The organism is Spirosoma flavus, from assembly GCF_054778555.1.
Genome location: NZ_BAAGZL010000002.1, coordinates 1,862,606 through 1,883,386 on the forward strand (window position 1 = coordinate 1,862,606; position 20,781 = coordinate 1,883,386).

Genomic DNA, 20,781 nt, shown 5'->3' on the forward strand with positions numbered 1-20,781 from the left:
CTTAATACCTAAAGTCTAAAACCCTCATTTTTTCCGCACAACCGGAAACTGTGAAATGCGCAAATTGGTGCATCCGTAAGGGATCAGCGTAATTTCCTCTTCCTCTTTCGCCGTTTCTAACTGATACGTTACGCTATACGGAATCGGACCAGTCATTTCGTTGTAGATACCCCAGGATGGAATACGTTTCGCTTTAGTTTTCAGCACTAACGGGGCCTTCTCGGGATTCCACGGAAAATCAGAAATCGGACCTTTCTTTTCCAGCGTAAAGCTGTCTTCCAGCTTATTATCCGGTACCTGAATCAGGCCATAATTCCAGGGCGTTGTCGGACGTATCTCCTCATACGTAGCGCCGTAGTCAATCGGGTCTTTATCGTTTTTCACCAACGTAGCAGACTCTCCGATTTTCAGTGCATACGTCAACGGACCGCGCTCCACCGACATTGAGTTTTCATACCAGTTATTTTTGAAGATGTGCATGGGTAATTCCAGTTCCACTACGTCGCCCGATCGCCAATCCCGTTGCATTTTTACCAGTTGATTACCAGTCGCTTCCTGCACTACCTTCCCATTGACTTTCACGGTACCTTTCTTACACCATTGCGGAATACGCAGGTGAAACGGGAACGTAGCCGTTTTCGCGCTGTTATCGACACTCAACGTAAACTTGATGGTTTCTTCAAATGGGTAACCCGTTTCTTCTTTAACCGAAATCGACGTACCATTTCCAACCGTTGTTTTTACCTCGCTAGGCGAATACACTAAAGCCGCCAACCCTTTGTCAGTCGTAGTGTACCAAAGATTTTGAACGAATTTCGGCCAGCCCTGGTGCATGTTCGAGGTGCAGCATGGATAGCCGGAAAGCAGTCCAAAACAGAGATCGGTGCCGTGATGATTGACGTCGAAATTGCGTGTGTGCCGGGTAGCCATCACCTGATTGGCCTGCTGGAAATACTGACGTGCCATAAAATCGTCCGAAACTTGTGCAGGCAAAGCGTTAAAGGCCACTTTCTCCAACTGATCGGCGTAGGCTACGTCGCCGGTGATTTCGAGAATGCTTTCGAGCGAAAACATCATTTCCACCGCCGAGCACAGTTCCGAGCCCTGCGTTGGGTTGTTGCCGTGAAGCGCTTCATCGCCACCATACAGGCCGTGCGCCATGCCGTTGTATTTTCGAATATCAGCAAAGCCTTTTTTTGTCGCGTCGAGGTATTTTTTGTCGGGGTGATGCTGGTAGTAAATAATCGGCGCTTTGATGCCCTGCGCCAGGTTAACGCAGTGAATACTACCTTCTTTGGTGAGCAAATCCGTATTCAGAAACGCATCCGTATAATCGAACGTCTGTTTGTGAATCAGGTCGCCGAGGTCGAGCAGGAATTTGTCGCCGGTGATATTGTAAAGCCAGTACACCACCATCAGATTGTCGCCCCCCCGGTAGCGCGCCCAGAACGTCCAGTGATCGAGTGGCTTTTTCGGTAGCTCTTTTAACTGATACTTGAAGTAGTTGGTCATCAGGTTGATAACCCGCTTATCACCCGTCGCTGAATAATACTGTTTCAGAATTTTCAGCATTACCATTTTGGGCCACCAGTCGCGGCTGTTATCGCGCTGAACACCCGGCTCCCGGCCATAATCTTTAGACGGCCCAAAATAGCCGTCGGGCTGCTGGCTGTTAAGCGCCCATTCGACCCATGGTTTAGTTTTGGCAATCAGTTCGGCATCATCCAGAATGTAGGCAAGTGGCAAGAGGCCATCAATCCAGTACGGCCCCCGCTCCCACTGGTCACCATCGCCACCGAGCCAGCCGTTACGTTCGTTCATCACCAGCGGATATAGTTTATCCAGATTACCCGTCGCGCCGTTTTTCTGACGTAGCAGCATTTCCCGAAGCCAGCCCTGCGGCTTGATAGCTCCCAGCGGCAGTTCTGTGTAAGCATTCGGACGTAGCGGGGGGCGGCTTACTACGTTCGTTTGTGGCGGAGTCGAGTTTGTTTTTACCTGTCCAAATAATGTGAAGGCAAAACTTACTAGAATAAGGGAAAACGTTACGTTACGATACATGCAGATGATTTTGAACTATTTAAACTCATGCTGACGAAAACAACTGCTACTGAAAGCTTAAACAGATTCTATGATTTCTTCAGCAATTTCATACCAAAACCCGGCGCTGACGGGGGCACAAATTGTCCCTTTTCGATTTTGTACGCACTGAAATCAACTTCTTCGCAGGTGGACGGCACCCCTTCAATCGTGACGGTATTACCCAAACCACCCGTCAAATGCGTGCAGTAGTACGACTTCAGTAGTTCGCCAAACGCATGCGGAGAGGCCTTGGTACCCAGCTTCTTGAGTTCAGGCATGAGCTTCCGCCAGGGTGTAAATCCGTATCCCATGATGTCGGAGATGTGCACGTCAATTAGTTTTTTCTCACACAGTTCACGCAGCAGCTCCTGATTGGGATTAGCTTCACCTTCGGCCAGCAGCATTTTTGGCTTGTTTACCTTCGTCCACGCACGTAGCTTCTGATAATCGGCCACGGTTTCGGCAAACGGCTCTTCCAGCCAGAATAGTGGTACGTCGCGAACACCTTCCAGATATTGAATAGCCATATCGATGGTGAAGCCATCGTTCGCATCGACCAGAATTTCAACGTCTGGGAAGGTTTTGGCTACCAGATTGGTCACTTCAATGTCTCGCTTTGTTCCCTCCTCTTTTGGCATCCAGATGTTTCCACGACCGATTTTGAGTTTTAACTGACGATAGCCGAGATCATAATCGTATTTACAGTTCTCTAGGAGCTTGTCCAGGCCGTTGGGCATGGTTTTTACTTGGCCCTCTTTGGGTTCCAGCTCATCGAAATAAATCATACCGCTGTAGCATTTGGTCAGAATCGGCTTCTTCTGACCGAGTAATTCGTATACGGGTTTATTCAGAATAACGCCCGCTAAATCGTGCAGTGGTACGTCGAACGCCAGCGCTTTAGCATCAGTAACGCCCGCCGTCGGTTGAAAAACATCCGACACCCGCTTGCCTTTCAGATACGCAATCGTTTCGTCGTCACGCTTGCCGTGCATCCCCCACCCTACGGCCCCCTGATCGGTGGTGAGTACGCAGACACTGATGTTCGGACCGTAGCCGTGAATATCCCGCCGACCGTTTTTCCCGACAAACCGAGGCCATTTCAACTGAACTTTGGTGTAGCTGATGTCCGCAATTTTATGAGCCGAAAGATCTTTGGCATCAACGTAATGAGAAGTCCAGTCGGTCGCCTGTGCAGCCAGCGGTGAATTTAGTGCCGCCACGGAGGCCGTACTTTGAGAAAGTTGTTTCAGGAATTTTCTGCGTTGCATGAGAGCAAAGATTAAGGATGGTCAGCGGCAATATGGAAAGCTTATTTAACAAAGCATTCTTTATCCTAAACTTAACGATTCCAGGCCTCAACAGCCGGAGCCTGTTGGGGCCTAATTTTCTAACAAAACAATCGAGCCGCGATTCCTATTTACTTTTAGTATTTGTTTTCATTCGCTAAACACCACGGGTCTTTTGTATGAGTACGTTCACGATTGATTTTCCGGGCACCGCCGACCAGTTTACCGCTAAAGCAGGAACGGCCATCAAAGAAAAAGGCGGTACGTTCGCCGGCGATGCGTCGAAAGGAAATTTTCACTTAAAAACGCCGGCCGGTGCTGTAGAAGGCACATACGAGGTGCAAGGGAACGTAGCAGGCAGTCCGACACCCATTTCGGTCACCATCAATAAGAAACCGTTTTTCGTATCAGCACACATGATTGAGGAAGCGATTAAGGGCTTTTTATAAGCTAGGTAGCCCATTTCCCCCTTTATGGGCTACCGGTTTAATAATTGACTGAAGTCGGCAAACGAACAGATCGGCACTGGTGGAAATCGGTCTTGCTCCCGGAGCAGATTCAAAATATGTCTATCGTCAGATACGAGCCAATCGGCTCCGGCAGCAATGGCACAGTCTACAAACTTATTATCGTCTGGATCGTCTTTGACCTGTTCAAAACGAAAATAAGGTTCCTGACGAAGGTGGTTGGATGCCGATAATAGCATTGAGGTAACTAGTTCGGCCGCGACAGAACTAAAATAGTACGCCGTCATCTCAGCGTACTCAAGCAGGATTTCGTTACTGACTACCCAAGTAAATTCTCCAGCGGCAAATGCCTCATAGAGCCAGCGATAGGAACCGTCACGAGGAATTGACCGAAGCAGGCCGTTAGTATCGATAACGACTCTCACTGATTGGTCCGAATTTGCCGTAGCTGCTCTGTGCGGTTATCGAATGTCATCTGGGCTTCGAGCTGAGCCGTGGTTAATCCTTTCTGATGCATCGCTTTCTCGGCTTCTTCTTCAAGCCGAATACGGAAGTGCTGCATCAACGTTTGACGCATAGCCAGCACCTCGGCTTCGCTCATCTCAAAGCTAAACATTTCTAGCAAGGCTAGTTGGGCGTTAGTTAATCGTTGCGAAGCCATCATAGCAAAAAAATTATCCGAACACAAACTTAATAAAAGCCACCGATTGGTGAGAGACATTACCCACCAATTGCAAAAGTGATCAACTAATACGTCTTCTCTCAGCTACCGTATCCATTGCAGGAAGACGTATTAGTTGATAGCTTACATCAAAACACCCTGAAAAACCTCGTCAAGGCGCGATACGGGTTTGATGTTGATTTTATAACCTCTGGTATCCAGCCCTTTCATATTGAATTTGGAAATGAAAATCTGCTTGAAACCTAGTTTCTCGGCTTCGGCAATGCGGGATTCAATTCGGCTCACGGCGCGTACTTCTCCACCCAGACCAACTTCGGCAGCAAACGCTACTGTCGACGGGATGGCAATGTCTTCGTAACTTGAAACCACAGCTGCGCAGACGGCCAAATCAATAGCCGGGTCTTCAACACGCAGCCCACCGGCAATATTCAGGAATACATCCTGCTGCCCAAGTCGGAAGCCGCCACGTTTTTCAAGAACAGCCAGCAGCATATTCAGTCGTTTGGCGTCGAAACCGGTACTGCTACGTTGGGGCGTACCATACGTAGCGACACTGACCAATGCCTGCGTTTCGATCATGAGCGGCCGGTTGCCTTCGAGCATGGAGCCGATGGTTACGCCACTCAGGGCTTCGTCACGCTGCGAAATCAGAATTTCGGACGGGTTTGTTACCTGACGTAATCCCGTGCCAAGCATCTCGTAAATACCCAGTTCGTCGGTACTGCCGAATCGGTTTTTGGTAGTACGTAGTATTCGGTATGTTGTATGACGGTCACCCTCAAACGTCAGCACCGTATCGACCATGTGTTCGAGCACTTTAGGACCTGCCAGCGAGCCTTCTTTGGTAATGTGGCCGATCATAAAAACAGGCACCGCGCTTTCTTTGGCGTACTTCATAAACTCAGCCGTACACTCGCGCACCTGCGATACGCTCCCCGCTCCCGACTCCACCAACGACGACTGCATGGTCTGGATGGAGTCGACAATCAGAATTTCCGGTTCGAAATGTTCGACTACGCGGAAAATATTCTGCGTTGACGTTTCGGTCATTACGTGGCAATCGCTGGTGGGTGCATCCAAACGTTCGGCCCGCATTTTAATCTGTTGTTCACTTTCTTCACCCGATACGTAGAGCACCCGCATTCCACTCAGACTCAAGGCGATCTGCAACAACAGCGTCGATTTACCGATACCCGGTTCGCCCCCAATGAGTACGAGCGATCCTGGTACAATACCACCGCCCAGTACGCGGTTCAGCTCGGCATCAGTGGTATGAACGCGCGGCTGTTCTTCGTAATTGATGGCGTGAAGTGCTTTCGGTTTCGGAGCCACCTTTATACTACCCGGCCCCGACGATGGACTACGCCAGCCCCCTTTTTCGGGTTCGTCTTTCTGAACGAGTTCTTCAACAAAGGTATTCCACTCACCACACGTGGGGCATCGGCCCATCCACTTGGCCGACTGCTGGCCGCAATTCTGACAGAAATAGGTGGTTTTTAGTTTAGCCATTCAATTGATAATGAATAATGTATAATGGTTAATGTAAAATGGATGCGTAGCCCTATTAAACCTTTAAATAACAGGCACATCAAAGCCCAGGAAAGTGATTTCAATTAAGCATTTTTCATTAATCATTACCCATTATTTAAACGCCATTCGCTCGAAATTAGTTGACTTTTTGTACCGGATCGGCGTAAATCTCGTTTATCATCAAACATCACATTTTACACAACCAGTTATGAAGAAAGTACTGTTTTTTGCATCGCTATTCCTACTGCCTGCCCTGTCGTTTGCGCAGTTTGAAATTGGCATAAAAGGAGGAGTGAATCTGTCGAAACTAAGCTTCGGCAATTTTGTCCAGACAGGTACGAACACCAATGGATCGCCTTCGGCTAACGTAGACGGGCAAACTTTCCGCAACAGCATCAGCGATAGTTATGCCACCCGAACCGGTACGTCGTTCGGCATTTATACACGTATCGGTGGCGCTCTGTTTGTTCAGCCCGAACTGCTGTATTCAACCAAAGCCGGTGCTTTCGACGTAGTACGAAACGGGCAAACGGAACAAGTGTCGGTTAAGGTAACCAGTTTCGACGTACCGATTTTGCTGGGTCTTAAAGGCGGTCCACTACGTATCATGGCTGGTCCGATCATCTCCTTTAAGATCGACGATAACCAGAAATTAGGCGAAGCCATCCGCCAGTATACCAATGGTAGTCTGAACGACGCCTGGACCAAAGCGTACTACGGTTATCAGGTAGGCGGTGGTCTGGATCTTGGTTCGCTTGGAATTGATGTTCGCTACGAAGGCAATCTTAGCGATATTGCTCAGATTCAGAATAGTGGAGGCCAGTTCAGCCAGCGCATGAAATCATGGCAGGTAACGTTGGCTTATCAGATCTTTTAAGTTGTAAAGTTCTTAATGTGTCAGCCAACTTCTGAACTTTTTAATTAATCCTAAAAAACAAACCGTTGCTATCTGCTCCAGATCGGAGGTGTAGCAACGGTTGTTTGTTTTTAACCCACTAGAATGCGAAATCTTTGAGCCAGAACGTACTGGTGCGGATAGAGCGGTGGCGGCTATAATTTGGTAGTATTTCTTGTCAGCAATTGGTAACGGTGACCAAATGGTGTGATGGAGAAGCGGCTAATTAATCTACTGACTCTTAGTTATAAAGCTGCTGCCAGTACTGCGATAGCTGACGCGAGATATCTTTCACCCGTCGGCGTGAAATATCGATTTCACGACCATTTGCCAGTTGCACCTGTCGCGATTTTGGGCAAATATGTTGCATCACGTAACCCAAATTTACGATGTACGATTTGTGTATACGCAGAAACAACGTAGCGTTCAGTAATTTTTCAAATTCTTTCAGTGTTTTCGACACTAAATAACGCTTCCGGTCACGGGTATATAGAAAGGTGTAATTTCCCTCTCCCTGAAGGTACAATATGTCATCTACCGAAATAAAAACGGTGCGATTAAGATAAGGTAAAGCGATACGTTGTGTACCGCGTGTATACGAGGATGGGAAATGAGGAACTACGGCGATTGGCTGCGTATTAGAAAAAAGAGTGGCGTCCATGTCAAAGGAATAGTTTTGGTTCGGGATAAATCCATGAGTGATGAAGCAAAACTACCTTTCTATGGTCGTACCTAAAAAAATCGCCTGACTATCAGTAGGTCGATTTACAAAATCAACACATTGACGGTCAGACGATTATGATACTTTTTAGTCTATTCTTTTCAGTGAATGTACCCTGCTTATTACGTAAAACTACGTAGTGTGGCTATGTACAAAAACCGCTTATTATTCTGAAAATTTCTACCTGTGGATTAATTGACAGCTGGTTGAAAGTCGCGGATACGGTCAATAAACATTTGTGCACGGCGACGTGAAATTTTTACCTGTTGCCCATCCAGTAATTCAAGTTCACCTTCTTTTTTTACAAAGAATTTCCGCACAAAACCCAGGTTTACGATGCAGGATTTATGAACGCGCACAAATGCCTGATTGTCGAGCAGAATTTCGTATTCTTTTAGTGTACGAGAAACCAGCATTTTTGTCCCATCTCTCAGGAAAAAATTGGTGTAATTCCCACAGCCTTCCAGTCTAACAATTTCTTCTACAGAAACAGTACGTTTACGGTCATAAAAAGGAATGAGCAGTTTCTGGAGGCAGGTCGAATCGGCAATTTTTTCCACACTATTGTGGAATCCCATGGACACTGGGTCGAAGATGGTGTTGTTAGTGAAGGCTTTCATACTGGCTTTTTAAGGTACTATGTGAAGAATAGTTTATGACTGACACTCAGAAGCTTACTGCACCATTCTGTAAATCAAAAACAGCAACCCAATCGGGTTTTGCACTAAAACTATACGCAAGAATTAGACCCACTTCCAAAAATTACCTAAGTATGATCGAAATTTAATGGGTTTAACAAACTGTTTATCAAAATATTTAGCCGCTTACTCAACAAATAGCGACAGTCATAGTGACATCAGCCTGAGTTATCAGTATTCCGGGTTAACTTAGCCAAATTAGCAACGGTATACTTTCAGTGAGGAAACGGCCCTCTTACCCGCATTTCTACCTCATTCGGCAACCATGCCCACTTTTGCGTACCTTTGCGGTATAATCAGCGCGTAAGCGATCGTATATGCTGGATAGAGTAAAAGATATACACCAGGAAATCAACCAGTTCAAAGTTGAATCTCCTGAACAGTTAGAGCAGTTCCGAATGCGGTTCATTAGCCGAAAAGGTGTTATTACTGAGTTGTTTGAGGGATTAAAGACGGTTCCGCAGGCAGATCGACGCGCGGTCGGGCAGGAGCTAAATGGCCTGAAAAATGTGGCTCAGGAACGATTCGACACGTTTAGTCAGCAAATTGATGAGCAACGTACTACGTCAGGTGGCACCCCTCCCGTCGATCTGACGCTGCCTACCATTCCAAACTTAACGGGTACCCAGCATCCGTTGAGTTTGGTTCGTCAACGTATCATTCAGATTTTTGAACGTATTGGTTTCAACGTAGCAGACGGCCCCGAAATCGAAATGGACTGGTATAACTTTGGCGCGCTCAATTTCCCCGAAAACCACCCGGCACGCGATATGCAGGATACGTTTTTCATCGCAAAAGCGGCTGGTAATGAGGGCGAAGACGCGCCAAATGATACGTTGCTACGTACCCATACGTCCAATGTTCAGATACGTCTGATGGAAAGGCAGGCGCCACCCATCCGTTCAATTATGCCGGGTCGGGTGTATCGTAACGAAACCATTTCGGCGCGGGCGCACTGCATGTTCCACCAGGTCGAAGGCATTTACATCGATCGGAATGTGGGCTTTAAAGATCTGAAAGACACGCTCTATCACTTTGTAAAAGAAATGTTTGAACCGGGTACGCAGATTCGGTTCCGCCCCTCCTATTTCCCGTTTACGGAGCCAAGTGCCGAAATTGATATTTCGTGTCAGATCTGTGGTGGGAAAGGCTGCAACATCTGCAAGCATTCGGGCTGGGTCGAAATTGCCGGTTCGGGCATGGTCGATCCACAAGTCATTGCCAACTGCGGTATCGACCCTGAAGAATTTACCGGCTTCGCGTTCGGTATGGGCATCGAACGGATCACCCAGTTGAAATATGTAGTCAACGACCTTCGGCTCTACACCGAAAACGACGTCCGTTTCCTCCGCCAGTTTGAAGGACTTTAAACAAAGAGCGAAAGAATGAATGAGTGAAAGAGCGAAAAAAGCTCGCGTCAGCCATTCGCTCTTTCGCTCATTCCCTCTTTCGCTCTTTAATCCATGACACCCGTTCGCCTTTCGGATTTAGCGTTTACGCTCGAAGCGGTTATCGACAATGCATTCGGGCAGAAGGCCGTGTGGGTTATTGCCGAAACGAGCGATATTAAAAATTACCCCGACCGCGGTTACTGTTTTTTAACACTGGTTGAACGCGAAGCGGGGGCCTCGACCGGTGGAACACTAGCCAAGCTGGAGGCCTGTATCTGGCGAAAAAACTACCATACCATCGGCGAGTTCGAACGGGCAACGGGCGTGGCTTTTGCCCGAAATATTCAACTACTGCTGTTGGTATCGGTCAGTTTCAATCCGGTGTATGGACTTCGGTTGGAGATTCTAAAAATTGACCCCTCCTACACGCTTGGTAACCTTGAGCGCGAGCGGCAGGCGGTGCTCGATACTCTTCTGCGCGATCATCCTGAACTGATCTGGCTCGAAGATGGGCAGTACATTACAGCGAATCAGCTTCTCCCCCGCCCCGTTGTTATCCAGCGGCTGGCCCTCATTGCAGCGCCTAACTCCGACGGCTGGCGCGATTTCCGACACGAACTGGCTCAGAATCAATTCGGCTATGAATTTGTGATTGATGAATATCTGACTCAGGTGCAGGGCCAGGGAGCCGAACGCGCCATTTGCAGCCAGTTGGAACGTATCGCTTTTAGCGGCATTCCTTACGATGCCGTGGTAATGGTACGTGGCGGTGGCTCGCAATTGGATTTTGGGTCGTTCGATACGTACCTGATGGGGCAAACCGTCGCTGGATTTCCGATACCGATTCTGGCAGGTATTGGCCACGAACGTAACGTTAGCATTACCGATTTACTCTGCCACGAAAGCGTGAAAACTCCCACCAAAGCGGCTGCTTTTCTGATTGAACAGAACCGACAGTTTGAAGCAAATTGCCTTCTTCTGGGCGACCGACTACGCGTAGTTGCCCGCGAAGCCATGCAGGCGGCCAGAGAACAGGTAGATCGCGAAACCGAACGACTCCGTTTTGTAACGCAGCTTTACTTCCGGGAATGCCATACCAGCCTGGCTGAAAAAGCGGTTACGTTACGTCACCTCGACCCGTCAAACGTACTACGTCGGGGTTACGCCATGGTGCTAAGTAACGGTCGTATACTAACGAAAACTACTGATATCCAACCCAACGAAACACTTCAACTACAAATGCATGACGGAGTCGTGGACGTGTTAAAGTTGTAGAGTTAAATGGTTGTAAAGTAATTAATCCCAAACTGTTCTTTGGCCGCTTTACAGCTCTATAACTCTATAACCGTACAATTCCATAGCTGTATAACTACCCAAAAATGACGTATCAGGAAGCTTATGATCAGTTAATTACACTGGTCGATGAAATTGAGAATGAGGAGGTGGCGCTTGATGAATTGCCCGGAAAAATTCGGCTGGCCACAGAGTTGATTGCGTTTTGTCAGGAACGATTACGGGCCGTTGAAACCGAATATCAGGATATCATTGAACGGCTCCCCCGACGATGAATACGGTAATTTTACGGATTACTTAGCTCACCTTTGCCAAACCTTACCTATTTTTATCCCGTAGTGGCCGTTTCCGACAGGAATGCCCCGGAATTATAGGTTGGTTGCTATGGCTGTTGTCAAGGAATGTGCGAATTGGTTTGAGTGCACAACGGCTTTTTTACTCCCTGATTGATACGTACTTATGAATTTGTTCAATACACTAACTTCCGTTTTAAGTCCAGACGTGCTGGCACGTATCGCGACGTATATCGACGAATCAAACGAACGAACAAGCAAGGCTGTCAATGGCCTGGTTTATACAATTATTGGTGGGCTGATGAAACGTACCACTTCTGAAATAGGCGTAAATCAACTTTATAACCATATTCAGAAAGGTCGTTACGATGGTTCATTGACGGATAATTTACTGACGATTCTGCGCGAACCCAATCAGACAAATACACTGATTACACAGGGTAACGATGTAATCAGCCATCTGCTACCGGCCATGAAAAGTTCGATCGGGAATATGATTTCCCGGTACGCTGGTATCCGCAATTCATCGTCTATTTCCTTACTGGGCCTCATTACCACAATTATTCTGCACGTACTGGGCAAGCAGGTAAGAGAGAAAAAACTTGACGCCGACGGTCTTGCAGCGCTGCTGTTCGCCGAACGCGACACCCTGATGAGTACGGTTCCGGAAGAATTTATGCCCCAGCTTATCGAACGGCTTGGGTTACATCAGATCATTTCGGGAGTGGCCAACCCCGCCCGACGTACCAGCGCCGAATCATCAGGACATTCCACTATGGCGAGTGGCAGCTCATCCACGACCACCGTCCGCCCGCCGGTCAACTATGCTGATTCCGACGAAGATCGCGAAAGCGACAACAGTTCGCTGGCAAAATGGGGTGTTGGTGCGTTACTGTTTCTGGCAGTTGCTGCTGGTGGATACTACGTTTACCAGAACACGCAGAAATATTCGAATGGTCAGGAAGAAGTTGCTGACGTAACAGTCAATACAGACACGGTGCAGGCCGATACAGTGACGCGTTCACTGGCTCTTCCTAAAGATTCATTGGCCGGCACAGCGCCAAAATCAACATCGATGGCGAGCCCAACAGCTGTGGCTGGCAGGCCAGCCGCTACGTCAGTCACGGCGCCAGCAGTGGCTGGGGGTGGCCTGACGCAGCAGATGGCCCCTTACCTTGGCAATGCCGCCCTTCCTAAAGGAAAGGTCTTTCCGCTAACAGGCATCAGTTTTCAGCCGGGTTCTTTATCGATGACAGCAGGTTCAGTAGCTACAATCGGCGAATTAGGAACTATTCTCAAAACCTATCCTCGTTTGCAGATACAGCTTGTGGGCTATGCAAACGATGCACAAGGCGACATGACTAACAAAAGTCTGTCTTTCAAGCGAGTAAACCAGATTAAGCAGCAGTTGATGGCTTCTGGAGTTGATTATCTACGTATCGACGCCATTGGACGAGGAACCGGAGTGATCAGAAATGATACGTCAGGCATTCCTAAACCAACGCTTCGCAAAATTGACGTAAAAGTAGTGGTAAAGTAATTTTTATATCATTGACTATCAAGCCTTTAAAAGCCTTTCTTTAGAAAGGCTTTTTTCGTTACGTATCTTTCAAAGTGTGATTATCAAAAACATCTTTGGCTTGTTGTAGTTGGATAGAAACGATGTTTTTATTCACTAACTAAGACACGTTATGAACGCAGGAACAGGCAAAACCGCCTTAATTACAGGGGCTTCCAGTGGCATCGGCCAGGAATTGGCCAAGCTTTTCGCCCAGGATGGCTACAATCTGGTATTGGTTGGCCGCAGTGATGATAAGCTGGACCGGTTGGGTGAGGTTTTCAAAAGTAATTATGGCACGCAGGAGATCACGGTAATCAGTAAAGATCTGTCGGAAGAGGATGCCGCACAGGATGTTTATAATCAGGTAAAGTCGAAAGATATTACAGTCGATGTACTGGTGAACGACGCCGGCGTTGGTCTATATGGTCTCTTCGCTACCGACACCGATTGGGAGCGGGAGAAAGCCATGATTCACCTGAACGTACTGGCACTCACCCAGATGACGAAGCTTTTCCTGTATGATATGTTGTCACGTAACGAAGGAAAAATTCTGAATCTGGCTTCCCTCCTATCGATCACGCCCACGCCGTTGATGGCCGTGTATGCGGGCACTAAAGCTTACGTGTACAATTTCACCCAGTCGCTGGTAAATGAGTTGAAAGACACCAACGTAACGGTTACGGCCCTGTTGCCTAATGCCACCGACACTGACTTTTTCCACAAGGCTGGTGCCGAAAATACCAAAGTGACCGACGAAGTGCAGGACCCGGTTATGGTCGCAAAAGACGGTTATAATGCGCTTATGGCCGGCAAACCGAAAGTGATACCCGGTGGTCTGAAAAACAAATCATACGAAGTCATGTCCTACGTAGCACCTCAGGAAGCGCTGTCGGCTCTAATGCGCGATAAGATGTCGCAGAAGCCCGATCCGGACGAAGAAAAAGCAAGCGGACTGGCCTGGGGGATTGGAATCGGCATTGCTGTGATAGCTGGTATTGCATTGGGTTACACGTATATGAACACCAATCAATTCACAAAAGCACGATACCGGTATAAGGCTAAGTCGCTGGGCGATACCATCTCCGATGCACTTTCGTCGGTAGTCGATAACGTAGTGGATTCGGTTGTGAGCGCGTACACGACTACAAAAGATAAAACGTCTGACCTGATTCATCAGGCCGACGTAGTGAAAAACAAAGTAATGGAAGAAGAAGTCGTTTCTTAATGTATTGACAAACCCGAACGTAACAGGCGCTACGTTCGGGCTTATTTTTTACCAACAATGAAAAATACTTCAATTTGGCGAATCGCTGCTGCTGTATTTGCCGTTGGCAGCATTATCTACACGACTACGTCGAGCAGTCGTTCCAGACGAGAAAGTCAGGAGCGGCACGAGGCAAATCAGGGCGGCTCAGAATATGAATATGACGTACCGGTTGAGTATGAACAGGTATTTGAGAAAAATCAGATTGTTCCGGCGGGCTGGACATTCGGCGCGGTTTGGTCGACCATCTACTCAGGGCTAACCGCCTTAATGGTCCATCAGGCACTACCCTCGCAGGAACACAACCCACGCTATCAGAAAGCGCTCCCCTGGTGGTTGGCCTCCTGGACGTTAAACGCCATTTTCGGTCGTTTTTTCTCGCAGAACGACCCGCAAAGTATTCTCATTTCAGACCTGACTACGAAATTTAATTTACCCGCAGCGCTGGGTTTGCACCAAAGTCTGGAAATTGGCAAAACGGACGTACCTGCCCCCGAAAAATATTTGCGTATTCCAGTGAGTCTGTATGCTGGCTGGCTCACAGCGGCCACGGTGGTTGGTACGCCAAACTCTCTGTTAACACTCAATTGGTGGGAATCGGATGAGGAACGAGATGAGCCCATATCGGCGGGTATTCTGGGCGCTACGGCGGGGGCTGGCTACTTCATTGCCCGTCAATTGAACGACCCCTGGTATATGGTTCCTTTCGTGGCTGGTTTCAGTGGCATTGCTACCCGGCAATGGGAAAAAGAACCCATTGTTGGCTGGACTGCCGCAGCACTGGCAGCCGCCTACGCTGGGCTTCTGGCTTACTGGCTTCCCAAAGAAAAATTTCATAATTATGATCACTACGTAGTGAAGGAAGCCGAAGTACTGGCAGGGCCTGTAGAAACCGAAGAACCGTACCAGGCCACAATCGCTCGCGAGCGCATGAAACCGATTGAGGCTGAAGGTTTAGATTAAGTCCATTCTGAATTATATGAAAGCTGTCCCGTTTGAACGGGACAGCTTTTTTACTTTATATACGTCATTATGTCTTAAAAATCTGTAAAAACTAAGATTTTCACGCCAAAATGTCCGTAAAACTACCTCGGCCCGTGATTTGTTAATAAACAATGGAAAATGTACAATGAATAGTGTAGTAAACCCTTACACCTCATTTTACATTTTTCATTATCCATTTGCACTCATTCCTAGACGGTCATGGACTTCAAAAATTACACCATCAAAGCACAGGAGGTCGTGCAGAAAGCGTCGGAAATGGCGCTGGGCAGCGGCCAACAGGCCATTGAAACGGGGCATTTACTTCAGGCAATTTTGTCGGAAGATGAAAACGTGGTTGGTTTCATTGCCAAAAAACTGAATATTAACCTAAAAAATACGAACGGTGCGCTACAGGCCATTCTCACTACGTACCCCAAAGTGTCGGGTGGCAATGGAAGCGTTTATCTGAGCAACGACACTGCCGCAGCGTTAGCGAAAGCCAGCAGTCTGGCGAAAGAGTTCGGCGACGAATTTGTGAGCGTTGAACTGATGCTACTGGGATTGATGGCTGGTAAAGATCAGATAGCCAGCTTATTAAAAGACGCCGGTTTCAATGAAAAACAAACGAAAGCGGCCATCAACGAACTTAGAAAAGGAAATTCGGTGAAAGACCAAAACGCAGAAGCTAAATATCAATCATTAGAACGGTACAGCATCAACCTGAACGAACGCGCCCGGCAGGGTAAAATTGACCCCGTAATCGGCCGCGACGATGAAATCAGGCGAGTGCTGCAAATCCTGAGCCGCCGAACCAAAAACAACCCGATTCTGCTCGGTGAACCGGGCGTTGGTAAAACCGCCATTGTGGAAGGATTAGCCCAACGTATCGTTTCGGGCGACGTACCGGAAAACCTGAAATCGAAAACCATCGTCTCGCTCGATATGGGCTTGCTTATTGCGGGCGCCAAATACAAAGGCGAGTTTGAGGAACGCTTGAAATCAGTTATTAAAGAAGTAACAGATTCAAATGGTGAGCTCATTCTATTCATCGACGAAATCCATACACTCATTGGAGCTGGTGCCGGTGGCGAAGGCGCTATGGATGCCGCTAACCTCCTGAAACCTGCCCTTTCACGCGGAGAACTCCACACGATTGGGGCCACTACGTTAAAGGAGTATCAGAAATACATCGAGAAAGATAAAGCGCTTGAACGTCGTTTCCAGGCCGTTATGGTCGATGAACCCGACGTAGCAGATGCGATTTCGATTCTCCGGGGTATCAAGGAAAAATACGAATTGCACCACGGGGTACGTATCAAAGACGACGCTGTAATTGCCGCTGTAGAATTGTCTACGCGCTACATTTCCGACCGTTTTTTACCAGATAAAGCCATTGACTTAATGGACGAAGCGGCTGCCAAATTACGTCTGGAAATGGACTCGGTTCCCGAAGAACTCGACGAACTGAATCGACGTATCATGCAGTTGGAAATCGAACGGGAAGCGATACGTCGGGAGAACGACAAGGAAAAAGAAACGTTACTCAGTAAACAGATTGCTGATTACAGCGAACAACGTAACGAACTGAAAGCCAAATGGGAAGGTGAAAAAGCGTCGGTAAACGAAAGTCGTACGCTGAAAGAACAGCTCGACAAACTGCGCTTAGAAGCCGAACAGGCCGAACGTAGTGGCGACTACGGCAAAGTAGCCGAAATTCGCTACGGACGTATTCCCGAAATTGAAACGAAACTCACTACGTTGCAGGGCGCTGGCGAACAGGAAAACGATACGTCGGACCGGATGCTGCAGGAAGAAGTAACCGCTGAAGATATTGCCGAAGTGGTTGCCAAATGGACGGGCATTCCTGTCTCGAAAATGCTGCAAAGCGACCGCGAGAAACTGCTCAATCTGGAAAAAGAACTTGGTAAACGCGTAGCGGGTCAGCAGGAAGCCATTGAAGTGGTTTCGGATGCGGTACGTCGGAGCCGGGCCGGTATGCAGGACCCCAAACGGCCAATTGGTTCGTTTATCTTCCTCGGCACAACGGGCGTTGGTAAAACGGAAGTTGCGCGCACGCTGGCTGAATACCTGTTCAACGATGAGAACGCGATGGTACGTATCGACATGTCGGAATACCAGGAACGTCACGCCGTGAGCCGCTTAATTGGTGCCCCTCCGGGATACGTTGGTTACGACGAAGGCGGTCAATTGACCGAAGCGGTACGTCGGAAACCCTACTCGGTTGTGCTGCTCGATGAGATTGAAAAAGCGCATCCGGATGTCTGGAACATTCTGCTTCAGGTGCTCGACGAAGGACGATTGACCGATAACAAAGGTCGTGTGGCGAACTTCAAGAACACGATTATCATCATGACGTCGAACATCGGTAGCCACCTGATTCAGGAAAAATTCGCCGAAGACGAAGGCTGGAACCACTCACTAGTTATTGAAGAGGCCAAAACGGCGGTGATGGAGTTGCTGAAACAAACCATCCGGCCCGAGTTCCTGAACCGGATTGATGAGATTGTGATGTTTGAACCGCTGACGCAGGCCAACATTCGCAAAATTGTCGACATTCAGTTTGGCGAAATCAAACGTCGCCTTGCCGAAAACGGCATCCAGCTCGACGCTACCGATGAAGCGCTGACCAAAATTGGCGAAGAAGGCTTCGACCCCATCTTCGGCGCACGTCCGCTGAAACGGGTGTTGCAACGCCGGGTGCTGAACGAGTTGTCGAAAAGCATCCTATCGGGCAAAGTAAAAAATGATTCGGTCGTCCTGATGGAATTGAGCCCCGAAGGTGAAATCGCCTTCACCAACCTCGACGCTGAAATTGAATTATAAAGAATAATTAGCAGACAAAGTACCAGCCCGGCCGCTGAAATGTGGCCGGGCTTTTTTGTTGCCTCATCCGGCCTTTTCCGTCGCGTTAGCGACCAAATGTTTGTAGAAACTAAGTCAAACTCGCGAACCTCCCCGTCGCGTAGCGACCAAACAACTCCGCTAATTGGTTTGGTCGCTACGCGACGGGAGAGTTTTGTTTGTTCATTTGATCTATAAACATTGGGTCGCTATGCGACGGGTGAGCTAATGGTAACCGCTCACTCAAATTTATTCCTCAACTGGTTTAAAAACGTACCGCTCATCGTAGGGTACGTCAAACTTCTGCAGAAAAGTCATGTATTCTTCCAAAAAGGTTTGCTTACGATGATGTTGCTCTTGATTTTGTATGTATTTGACCACACTATCAATTTGCGAATGGCTATAAGAGAATGCGCCGTAGCCACTTTGCCATTCAAATTTACCGGGCGTTAATCGCTTTTCATTAATCCATTTCGCCGAATCCATTTTGACATATTGCACCAATTCAGAAACAGAGAATTTGGGATTGAGGCCAATGAAAGCATGTATGTGATCGGGCATGCCATTGATTGCTATCAACTTGTGTCCCTGATTCTGTACAATACCCGTTATGTATCGATAAAGGTCTTCCTTCCACGCTGTACGAATCAGTCCATAACGGTACTTAACTGCAAAAACGGTTTGGATATAGAGTTGAGTGTACGTATTAGGCATGTTACGTCCGGTTGGTTAGGCTAATAGTAAGTCGGCGTTCTTTATACACCAAACCCCTTCAACCTCAATCCTTTCCACGATTGTGGTAACGCAACATCCCGACGTACTAATCCTTCATCAGTAATATCCAATCCGCCAAAGCCAGCTAAAACGGCTTGGAGCAGGCCTCCCGCCCCAGTAGCGAAATACGGATTTGTACCGCCCGCGCATTCGGCCAGTACGCCAAAAGGAGGTACTTCATTAGCCCGATAACTTTTCAATAGCCATTCGTAAGCTTTTTCAGTTTCGCCTATTCGCGCATAGAGCACCGCTAGAACGGATGGCCCCATCGCTGGCCCTTCGGGCGACAACCGTGGAGTATAGTAGTCCAGGTCGCGCCGGATGGCAGCTTCATCAATCACTACGTTGAGTGGATACGCCAGCAGATTTACGTCAGCTTGTTTGATATCGACGCCAATATACGTAGCGTTTTCTCGAGTGGTGCCGTCGGGAAATGTAAGTATTGGAATTCGGTCAGCTACGTACTGCCAGTCTGGATCAGGTGTGAAGCCAAGTTCGTGAGCGGCCTGAACCGCGTAATGAAGCACGGTTTTAGCCATGCCGTTGGTGAACGCGTTGTTATCAATATTCTCTTCCCATTCGTTAGCGCCTATTACGTTATTAATGTCGTATTGGTCAGGCTGATTACGTTCCACCCGACTGCACCAGAATTCGGCAACCTCACGTAACAATGGGAAACCGCGTTCAGCCAGCCATTTTTTGTCTTTCGTAACCTGATAATATTTCCAGAAAGCCCAACCTATACAACCTGTTATGTGATGTTGAAAAGGCCCGGTCAACGCCCAGACCGGCGTTTGCTCAGAACCATCACCTGCCGATTCCCACGGAAACATAACCCCTCTAAATCCATGCGATCTGGCATTCTGACGAGCGGCTTCCATACGTTCAAAACGGTAGTCGAGTAAGGATTTCGCGAGTTCAGGACGTAGCATCAGTAGGGCCGGATACATCCAGAGTTCGGTGTCCCAAAAAACGTGCCCATTGTATCCAAGACCCGATAAACCCATCGGCGACAAGCTATACCCAAAATCTGCGCGAACGAACGAATAGAGATGGTAAATTGCCGAACGTACCGCTCGTTGCACATGTTCATCGCCGTCAATTTCAATGTCGCTCTGCCAAAGCCGGATCCACTCCTGATGATGGCGTTTTAGCAAACGATCACGGCCTTCAAGTTTGGCGAAGACCGTTAATCGCTCCGCTTCGTTATGCGCATCCGCTACGTGTGCCGACGAGATAACTGACCCAACAACGGCAAATGAATACTTACCACCTTTCTGAAGCGTCTTCGAGAATTTTGCCAGATGCAAATTATGATCCCAGTCTTCATGAATCAGCATAGGTTCCTGTCCGTGAGGCTCTTCGAAGATGAAACTATTGGAAGCGGCTACTACGTATTTCCCCGACGGACTTTTCGCCACCGAAGTCAGCAACGGCAACGTAACATGCGGCCGGTCAATCTGGCTGTAAAAACTGCGAATATCCTGTAGATGAGCAGGTGCTTCAATCACCGAAGCGGGTGTTACTACTACGTCAGCTAAAGCCTCAAATTCAATCTCAATCATAGCCGTAAATGGCAGATGACGTAGTGACAATATGCTGTGCCGAACCCGTAGTTTATTGGCTACTTCAAACGTAGTAACGAGCGTAGCGGTCTTCATATCGAGCGTCTGAACGTAGTGACTCACAGATTGAGCCGACACTCGCTTTCCGTCAACATCAAGCCAGCAATTGAGATGATTGAAAACTTTCAGGATGTTTTCGACGCGCCCCCGCTGGTAGTTATCATAAACGCCGTTAAGAATAACATCCTGCACCTGCATCGGCTGCACTGACGAAACCAGACCAACCATGCCATTGGCAACGGTGACGCCAAAATAGTTATTGGGATCAATGCTGTCAGCAGTAAGCCGCCAGTTGGAATCAGAAATGGATTGATGAGTCATGGAAAGAAAACAAACGCAGACTTGGCCGCTAAAGTAAATGCTACGTCGGGAC

The 20,781-nt window shown here is 48.1% G+C and carries 18 protein-coding genes; 9 read left to right on the top strand and 9 right to left on the bottom strand.

The annotated features are described in order from the left end of the window. Positions 1 to 24 precede the first annotated feature (24 nt). Positions 25 to 2,061, bottom strand: a complete 2,037-nt coding sequence (locus ACYVF1_RS16410; RefSeq protein WP_461080628.1) for a beta-L-arabinofuranosidase domain-containing protein — start codon at positions 2,059 to 2,061, stop codon at positions 25 to 27. 68 nt (positions 2,062 to 2,129) lie between these two features. Continuing rightward, positions 2,130 to 3,350, bottom strand: a complete 1,221-nt coding sequence (locus ACYVF1_RS16415) for an enolase C-terminal domain-like protein (RefSeq protein ID WP_461080630.1) — start codon at positions 3,348 to 3,350, stop codon at positions 2,130 to 2,132. A gap of 197 nt (positions 3,351 to 3,547) precedes the next feature. On the opposite strand from ACYVF1_RS16415, the gene ACYVF1_RS16420 reads away from it, so the two are divergent. Beyond that, a complete protein-coding gene (locus tag ACYVF1_RS16420; RefSeq protein WP_461080632.1) occupies positions 3,548 to 3,817 on the top strand; it encodes a hypothetical protein in 270 nt (89 codons plus the stop codon). 29 nt (positions 3,818 to 3,846) lie between these two features. On the opposite strand, the gene ACYVF1_RS16425 is transcribed toward ACYVF1_RS16420, so the two are convergent. From ACYVF1_RS16425 to radA, 3 genes are all read right to left on the bottom strand, one after another. Then, positions 3,847 to 4,260, bottom strand: coding sequence for a putative toxin-antitoxin system toxin component, PIN family (locus tag ACYVF1_RS16425; protein ID WP_461080634.1), 414 nt, complete (start codon positions 4,258 to 4,260; stop codon positions 3,847 to 3,849). After that, entirely contained in the window at positions 4,257 to 4,499 is a 243-nt protein-coding gene (locus ACYVF1_RS16430; protein ID WP_461080636.1) for a hypothetical protein, read from the bottom strand. The genes ACYVF1_RS16425 and ACYVF1_RS16430 overlap by 4 nt, the downstream gene beginning before the upstream one ends. A 141-nt stretch (positions 4,500 to 4,640) precedes the next feature. Next, positions 4,641 to 6,026, bottom strand: a complete 1,386-nt coding sequence (radA, locus tag ACYVF1_RS16435) for a DNA repair protein RadA (RefSeq protein ID WP_461080638.1) — start codon at positions 6,024 to 6,026, stop codon at positions 4,641 to 4,643. A 229-nt stretch (positions 6,027 to 6,255) separates the two neighbouring features. Between radA and ACYVF1_RS16440 the strand changes: the two genes are divergently transcribed. Further along, complete coding sequence (locus tag ACYVF1_RS16440) at positions 6,256 to 6,924, top strand: outer membrane beta-barrel protein (protein ID WP_461080640.1); 669 nt, start codon at positions 6,256 to 6,258, stop codon at positions 6,922 to 6,924. Between the two features lie 259 nt (positions 6,925 to 7,183). Here the strand turns inward: ACYVF1_RS16440 and ACYVF1_RS16445 are convergent, their stop codons facing one another. Next, positions 7,184 to 7,603 carry a LytR/AlgR family response regulator transcription factor gene (locus ACYVF1_RS16445; RefSeq protein ID WP_461080642.1) on the bottom strand — a complete coding sequence of 140 codons (420 nt, stop codon included), beginning with the start codon at positions 7,601 to 7,603 and terminating at the stop codon, positions 7,184 to 7,186. A 251-nt stretch (positions 7,604 to 7,854) separates the two neighbouring features. After that, the gene (locus ACYVF1_RS16450; protein WP_461080644.1) at positions 7,855 to 8,283 is read right to left on the bottom strand and encodes a LytR/AlgR family response regulator transcription factor; all 429 of its coding nucleotides are present in this window, start codon (positions 8,281 to 8,283) and stop codon (positions 7,855 to 7,857) included. A gap of 395 nt (positions 8,284 to 8,678) precedes the next feature. Here ACYVF1_RS16450 and pheS point away from each other — a divergent pair, with 395 nt between their 5' ends. The 7 genes from pheS (at position 8,679) to clpB (ending at position 17,991) form a co-directional block, all read left to right on the top strand. After that, positions 8,679 to 9,731 (top strand): phenylalanine--tRNA ligase subunit alpha, encoded by a 1,053-nt coding sequence (pheS, locus tag ACYVF1_RS16455; protein WP_461080646.1) that lies wholly within the window; start codon positions 8,679 to 8,681, stop codon positions 9,729 to 9,731. A gap of 93 nt (positions 9,732 to 9,824) precedes the next feature. Next, positions 9,825 to 11,027, top strand: coding sequence for an exodeoxyribonuclease VII large subunit (locus tag ACYVF1_RS16460; RefSeq protein ID WP_461080648.1), 1,203 nt, complete (start codon positions 9,825 to 9,827; stop codon positions 11,025 to 11,027). Positions 11,028 to 11,131: 104 nt separating this feature from the next. Beyond that, entirely contained in the window at positions 11,132 to 11,320 is a 189-nt protein-coding gene (gene xseB / locus ACYVF1_RS16465; RefSeq protein ID WP_461080650.1) for an exodeoxyribonuclease VII small subunit, read from the top strand. A 184-nt stretch (positions 11,321 to 11,504) separates the two neighbouring features. Beyond that, positions 11,505 to 12,878, top strand: coding sequence for a DUF937 domain-containing protein (locus ACYVF1_RS16470; protein WP_461080652.1), 1,374 nt, complete (start codon positions 11,505 to 11,507; stop codon positions 12,876 to 12,878). Positions 12,879 to 13,029: 151 nt separating this feature from the next. Beyond that, a complete protein-coding gene (locus ACYVF1_RS16475; RefSeq protein ID WP_461080654.1) occupies positions 13,030 to 14,124 on the top strand; it encodes an SDR family NAD(P)-dependent oxidoreductase in 1,095 nt (364 codons plus the stop codon). A gap of 57 nt (positions 14,125 to 14,181) precedes the next feature. Next, on the top strand, positions 14,182 to 15,126 hold the full coding sequence (locus tag ACYVF1_RS16480) for a tryptophan-rich sensory protein (protein ID WP_461080656.1): 945 nt from the start codon (positions 14,182 to 14,184) through the stop codon (positions 15,124 to 15,126). Positions 15,127 to 15,366: 240 nt separating this feature from the next. Continuing rightward, positions 15,367 to 17,991: an ATP-dependent chaperone ClpB gene (gene clpB, locus ACYVF1_RS16485; protein ID WP_461080658.1), complete on the top strand. Its 2,625-nt coding sequence runs from the start codon at positions 15,367 to 15,369 to the stop codon at positions 17,989 to 17,991. Positions 17,992 to 18,258: 267 nt separating this feature from the next. On the opposite strand, the gene tnpA is transcribed toward clpB, so the two are convergent. Further along, positions 18,259 to 18,723, bottom strand: coding sequence for an IS200/IS605 family transposase (gene tnpA, locus ACYVF1_RS16490; protein WP_461080660.1), 465 nt, complete (start codon positions 18,721 to 18,723; stop codon positions 18,259 to 18,261). 41 nt (positions 18,724 to 18,764) lie between these two features. Next, entirely contained in the window at positions 18,765 to 20,729 is a 1,965-nt protein-coding gene (locus ACYVF1_RS16495) for a glycoside hydrolase family 65 protein (RefSeq protein WP_461080662.1), read from the bottom strand. Positions 20,730 to 20,781: the final 52 nt, after the last annotated feature.

What these genes read in the sequence shown, in the direction of transcription:
- ACYVF1_RS16450 (WP_461080644.1), bottom strand. Translation starts at nt 8,283, where the DNA reads ATGAAAGCCTTCACTAACAACACCATCTTCGACCCAGTGTCCATGGGA.
- ACYVF1_RS16475 (WP_461080654.1), top strand. Translation starts at nt 13,030, where the DNA reads ATGAACGCAGGAACAGGCAAAACCGCCTTAATTACAGGGGCTTCCAGT.
- ACYVF1_RS16495 (WP_461080662.1), bottom strand. Translation starts at nt 20,729, where the DNA reads ATGACTCATCAATCCATTTCTGATTCCAACTGGCGGCTTACTGCTGAC.
- xseB (WP_461080650.1), top strand. Translation starts at nt 11,132, where the DNA reads ATGACGTATCAGGAAGCTTATGATCAGTTAATTACACTGGTCGATGAA.
- radA (WP_461080638.1), bottom strand. Translation starts at nt 6,026, where the DNA reads ATGGCTAAACTAAAAACCACCTATTTCTGTCAGAATTGCGGCCAGCAG.
- ACYVF1_RS16480 (WP_461080656.1), top strand. Translation starts at nt 14,182, where the DNA reads ATGAAAAATACTTCAATTTGGCGAATCGCTGCTGCTGTATTTGCCGTT.
- ACYVF1_RS16460 (WP_461080648.1), top strand. Translation starts at nt 9,825, where the DNA reads ATGACACCCGTTCGCCTTTCGGATTTAGCGTTTACGCTCGAAGCGGTT.
- tnpA (WP_461080660.1), bottom strand. Translation starts at nt 18,723, where the DNA reads ATGCCTAATACGTACACTCAACTCTATATCCAAACCGTTTTTGCAGTT.
- ACYVF1_RS16415 (WP_461080630.1), bottom strand. Translation starts at nt 3,350, where the DNA reads ATGCAACGCAGAAAATTCCTGAAACAACTTTCTCAAAGTACGGCCTCC.
- clpB (WP_461080658.1), top strand. Translation starts at nt 15,367, where the DNA reads ATGGACTTCAAAAATTACACCATCAAAGCACAGGAGGTCGTGCAGAAA.
- ACYVF1_RS16470 (WP_461080652.1), top strand. Translation starts at nt 11,505, where the DNA reads ATGAATTTGTTCAATACACTAACTTCCGTTTTAAGTCCAGACGTGCTG.
- ACYVF1_RS16440 (WP_461080640.1), top strand. Translation starts at nt 6,256, where the DNA reads ATGAAGAAAGTACTGTTTTTTGCATCGCTATTCCTACTGCCTGCCCTG.
- ACYVF1_RS16410 (WP_461080628.1), bottom strand. Translation starts at nt 2,061, where the DNA reads ATGTATCGTAACGTAACGTTTTCCCTTATTCTAGTAAGTTTTGCCTTC.
- ACYVF1_RS16420 (WP_461080632.1), top strand. Translation starts at nt 3,548, where the DNA reads ATGAGTACGTTCACGATTGATTTTCCGGGCACCGCCGACCAGTTTACC.
- pheS (WP_461080646.1), top strand. Translation starts at nt 8,679, where the DNA reads ATGCTGGATAGAGTAAAAGATATACACCAGGAAATCAACCAGTTCAAA.
- ACYVF1_RS16430 (WP_461080636.1), bottom strand. Translation starts at nt 4,499, where the DNA reads ATGATGGCTTCGCAACGATTAACTAACGCCCAACTAGCCTTGCTAGAA.
- ACYVF1_RS16445 (WP_461080642.1), bottom strand. Translation starts at nt 7,603, where the DNA reads ATGGACGCCACTCTTTTTTCTAATACGCAGCCAATCGCCGTAGTTCCT.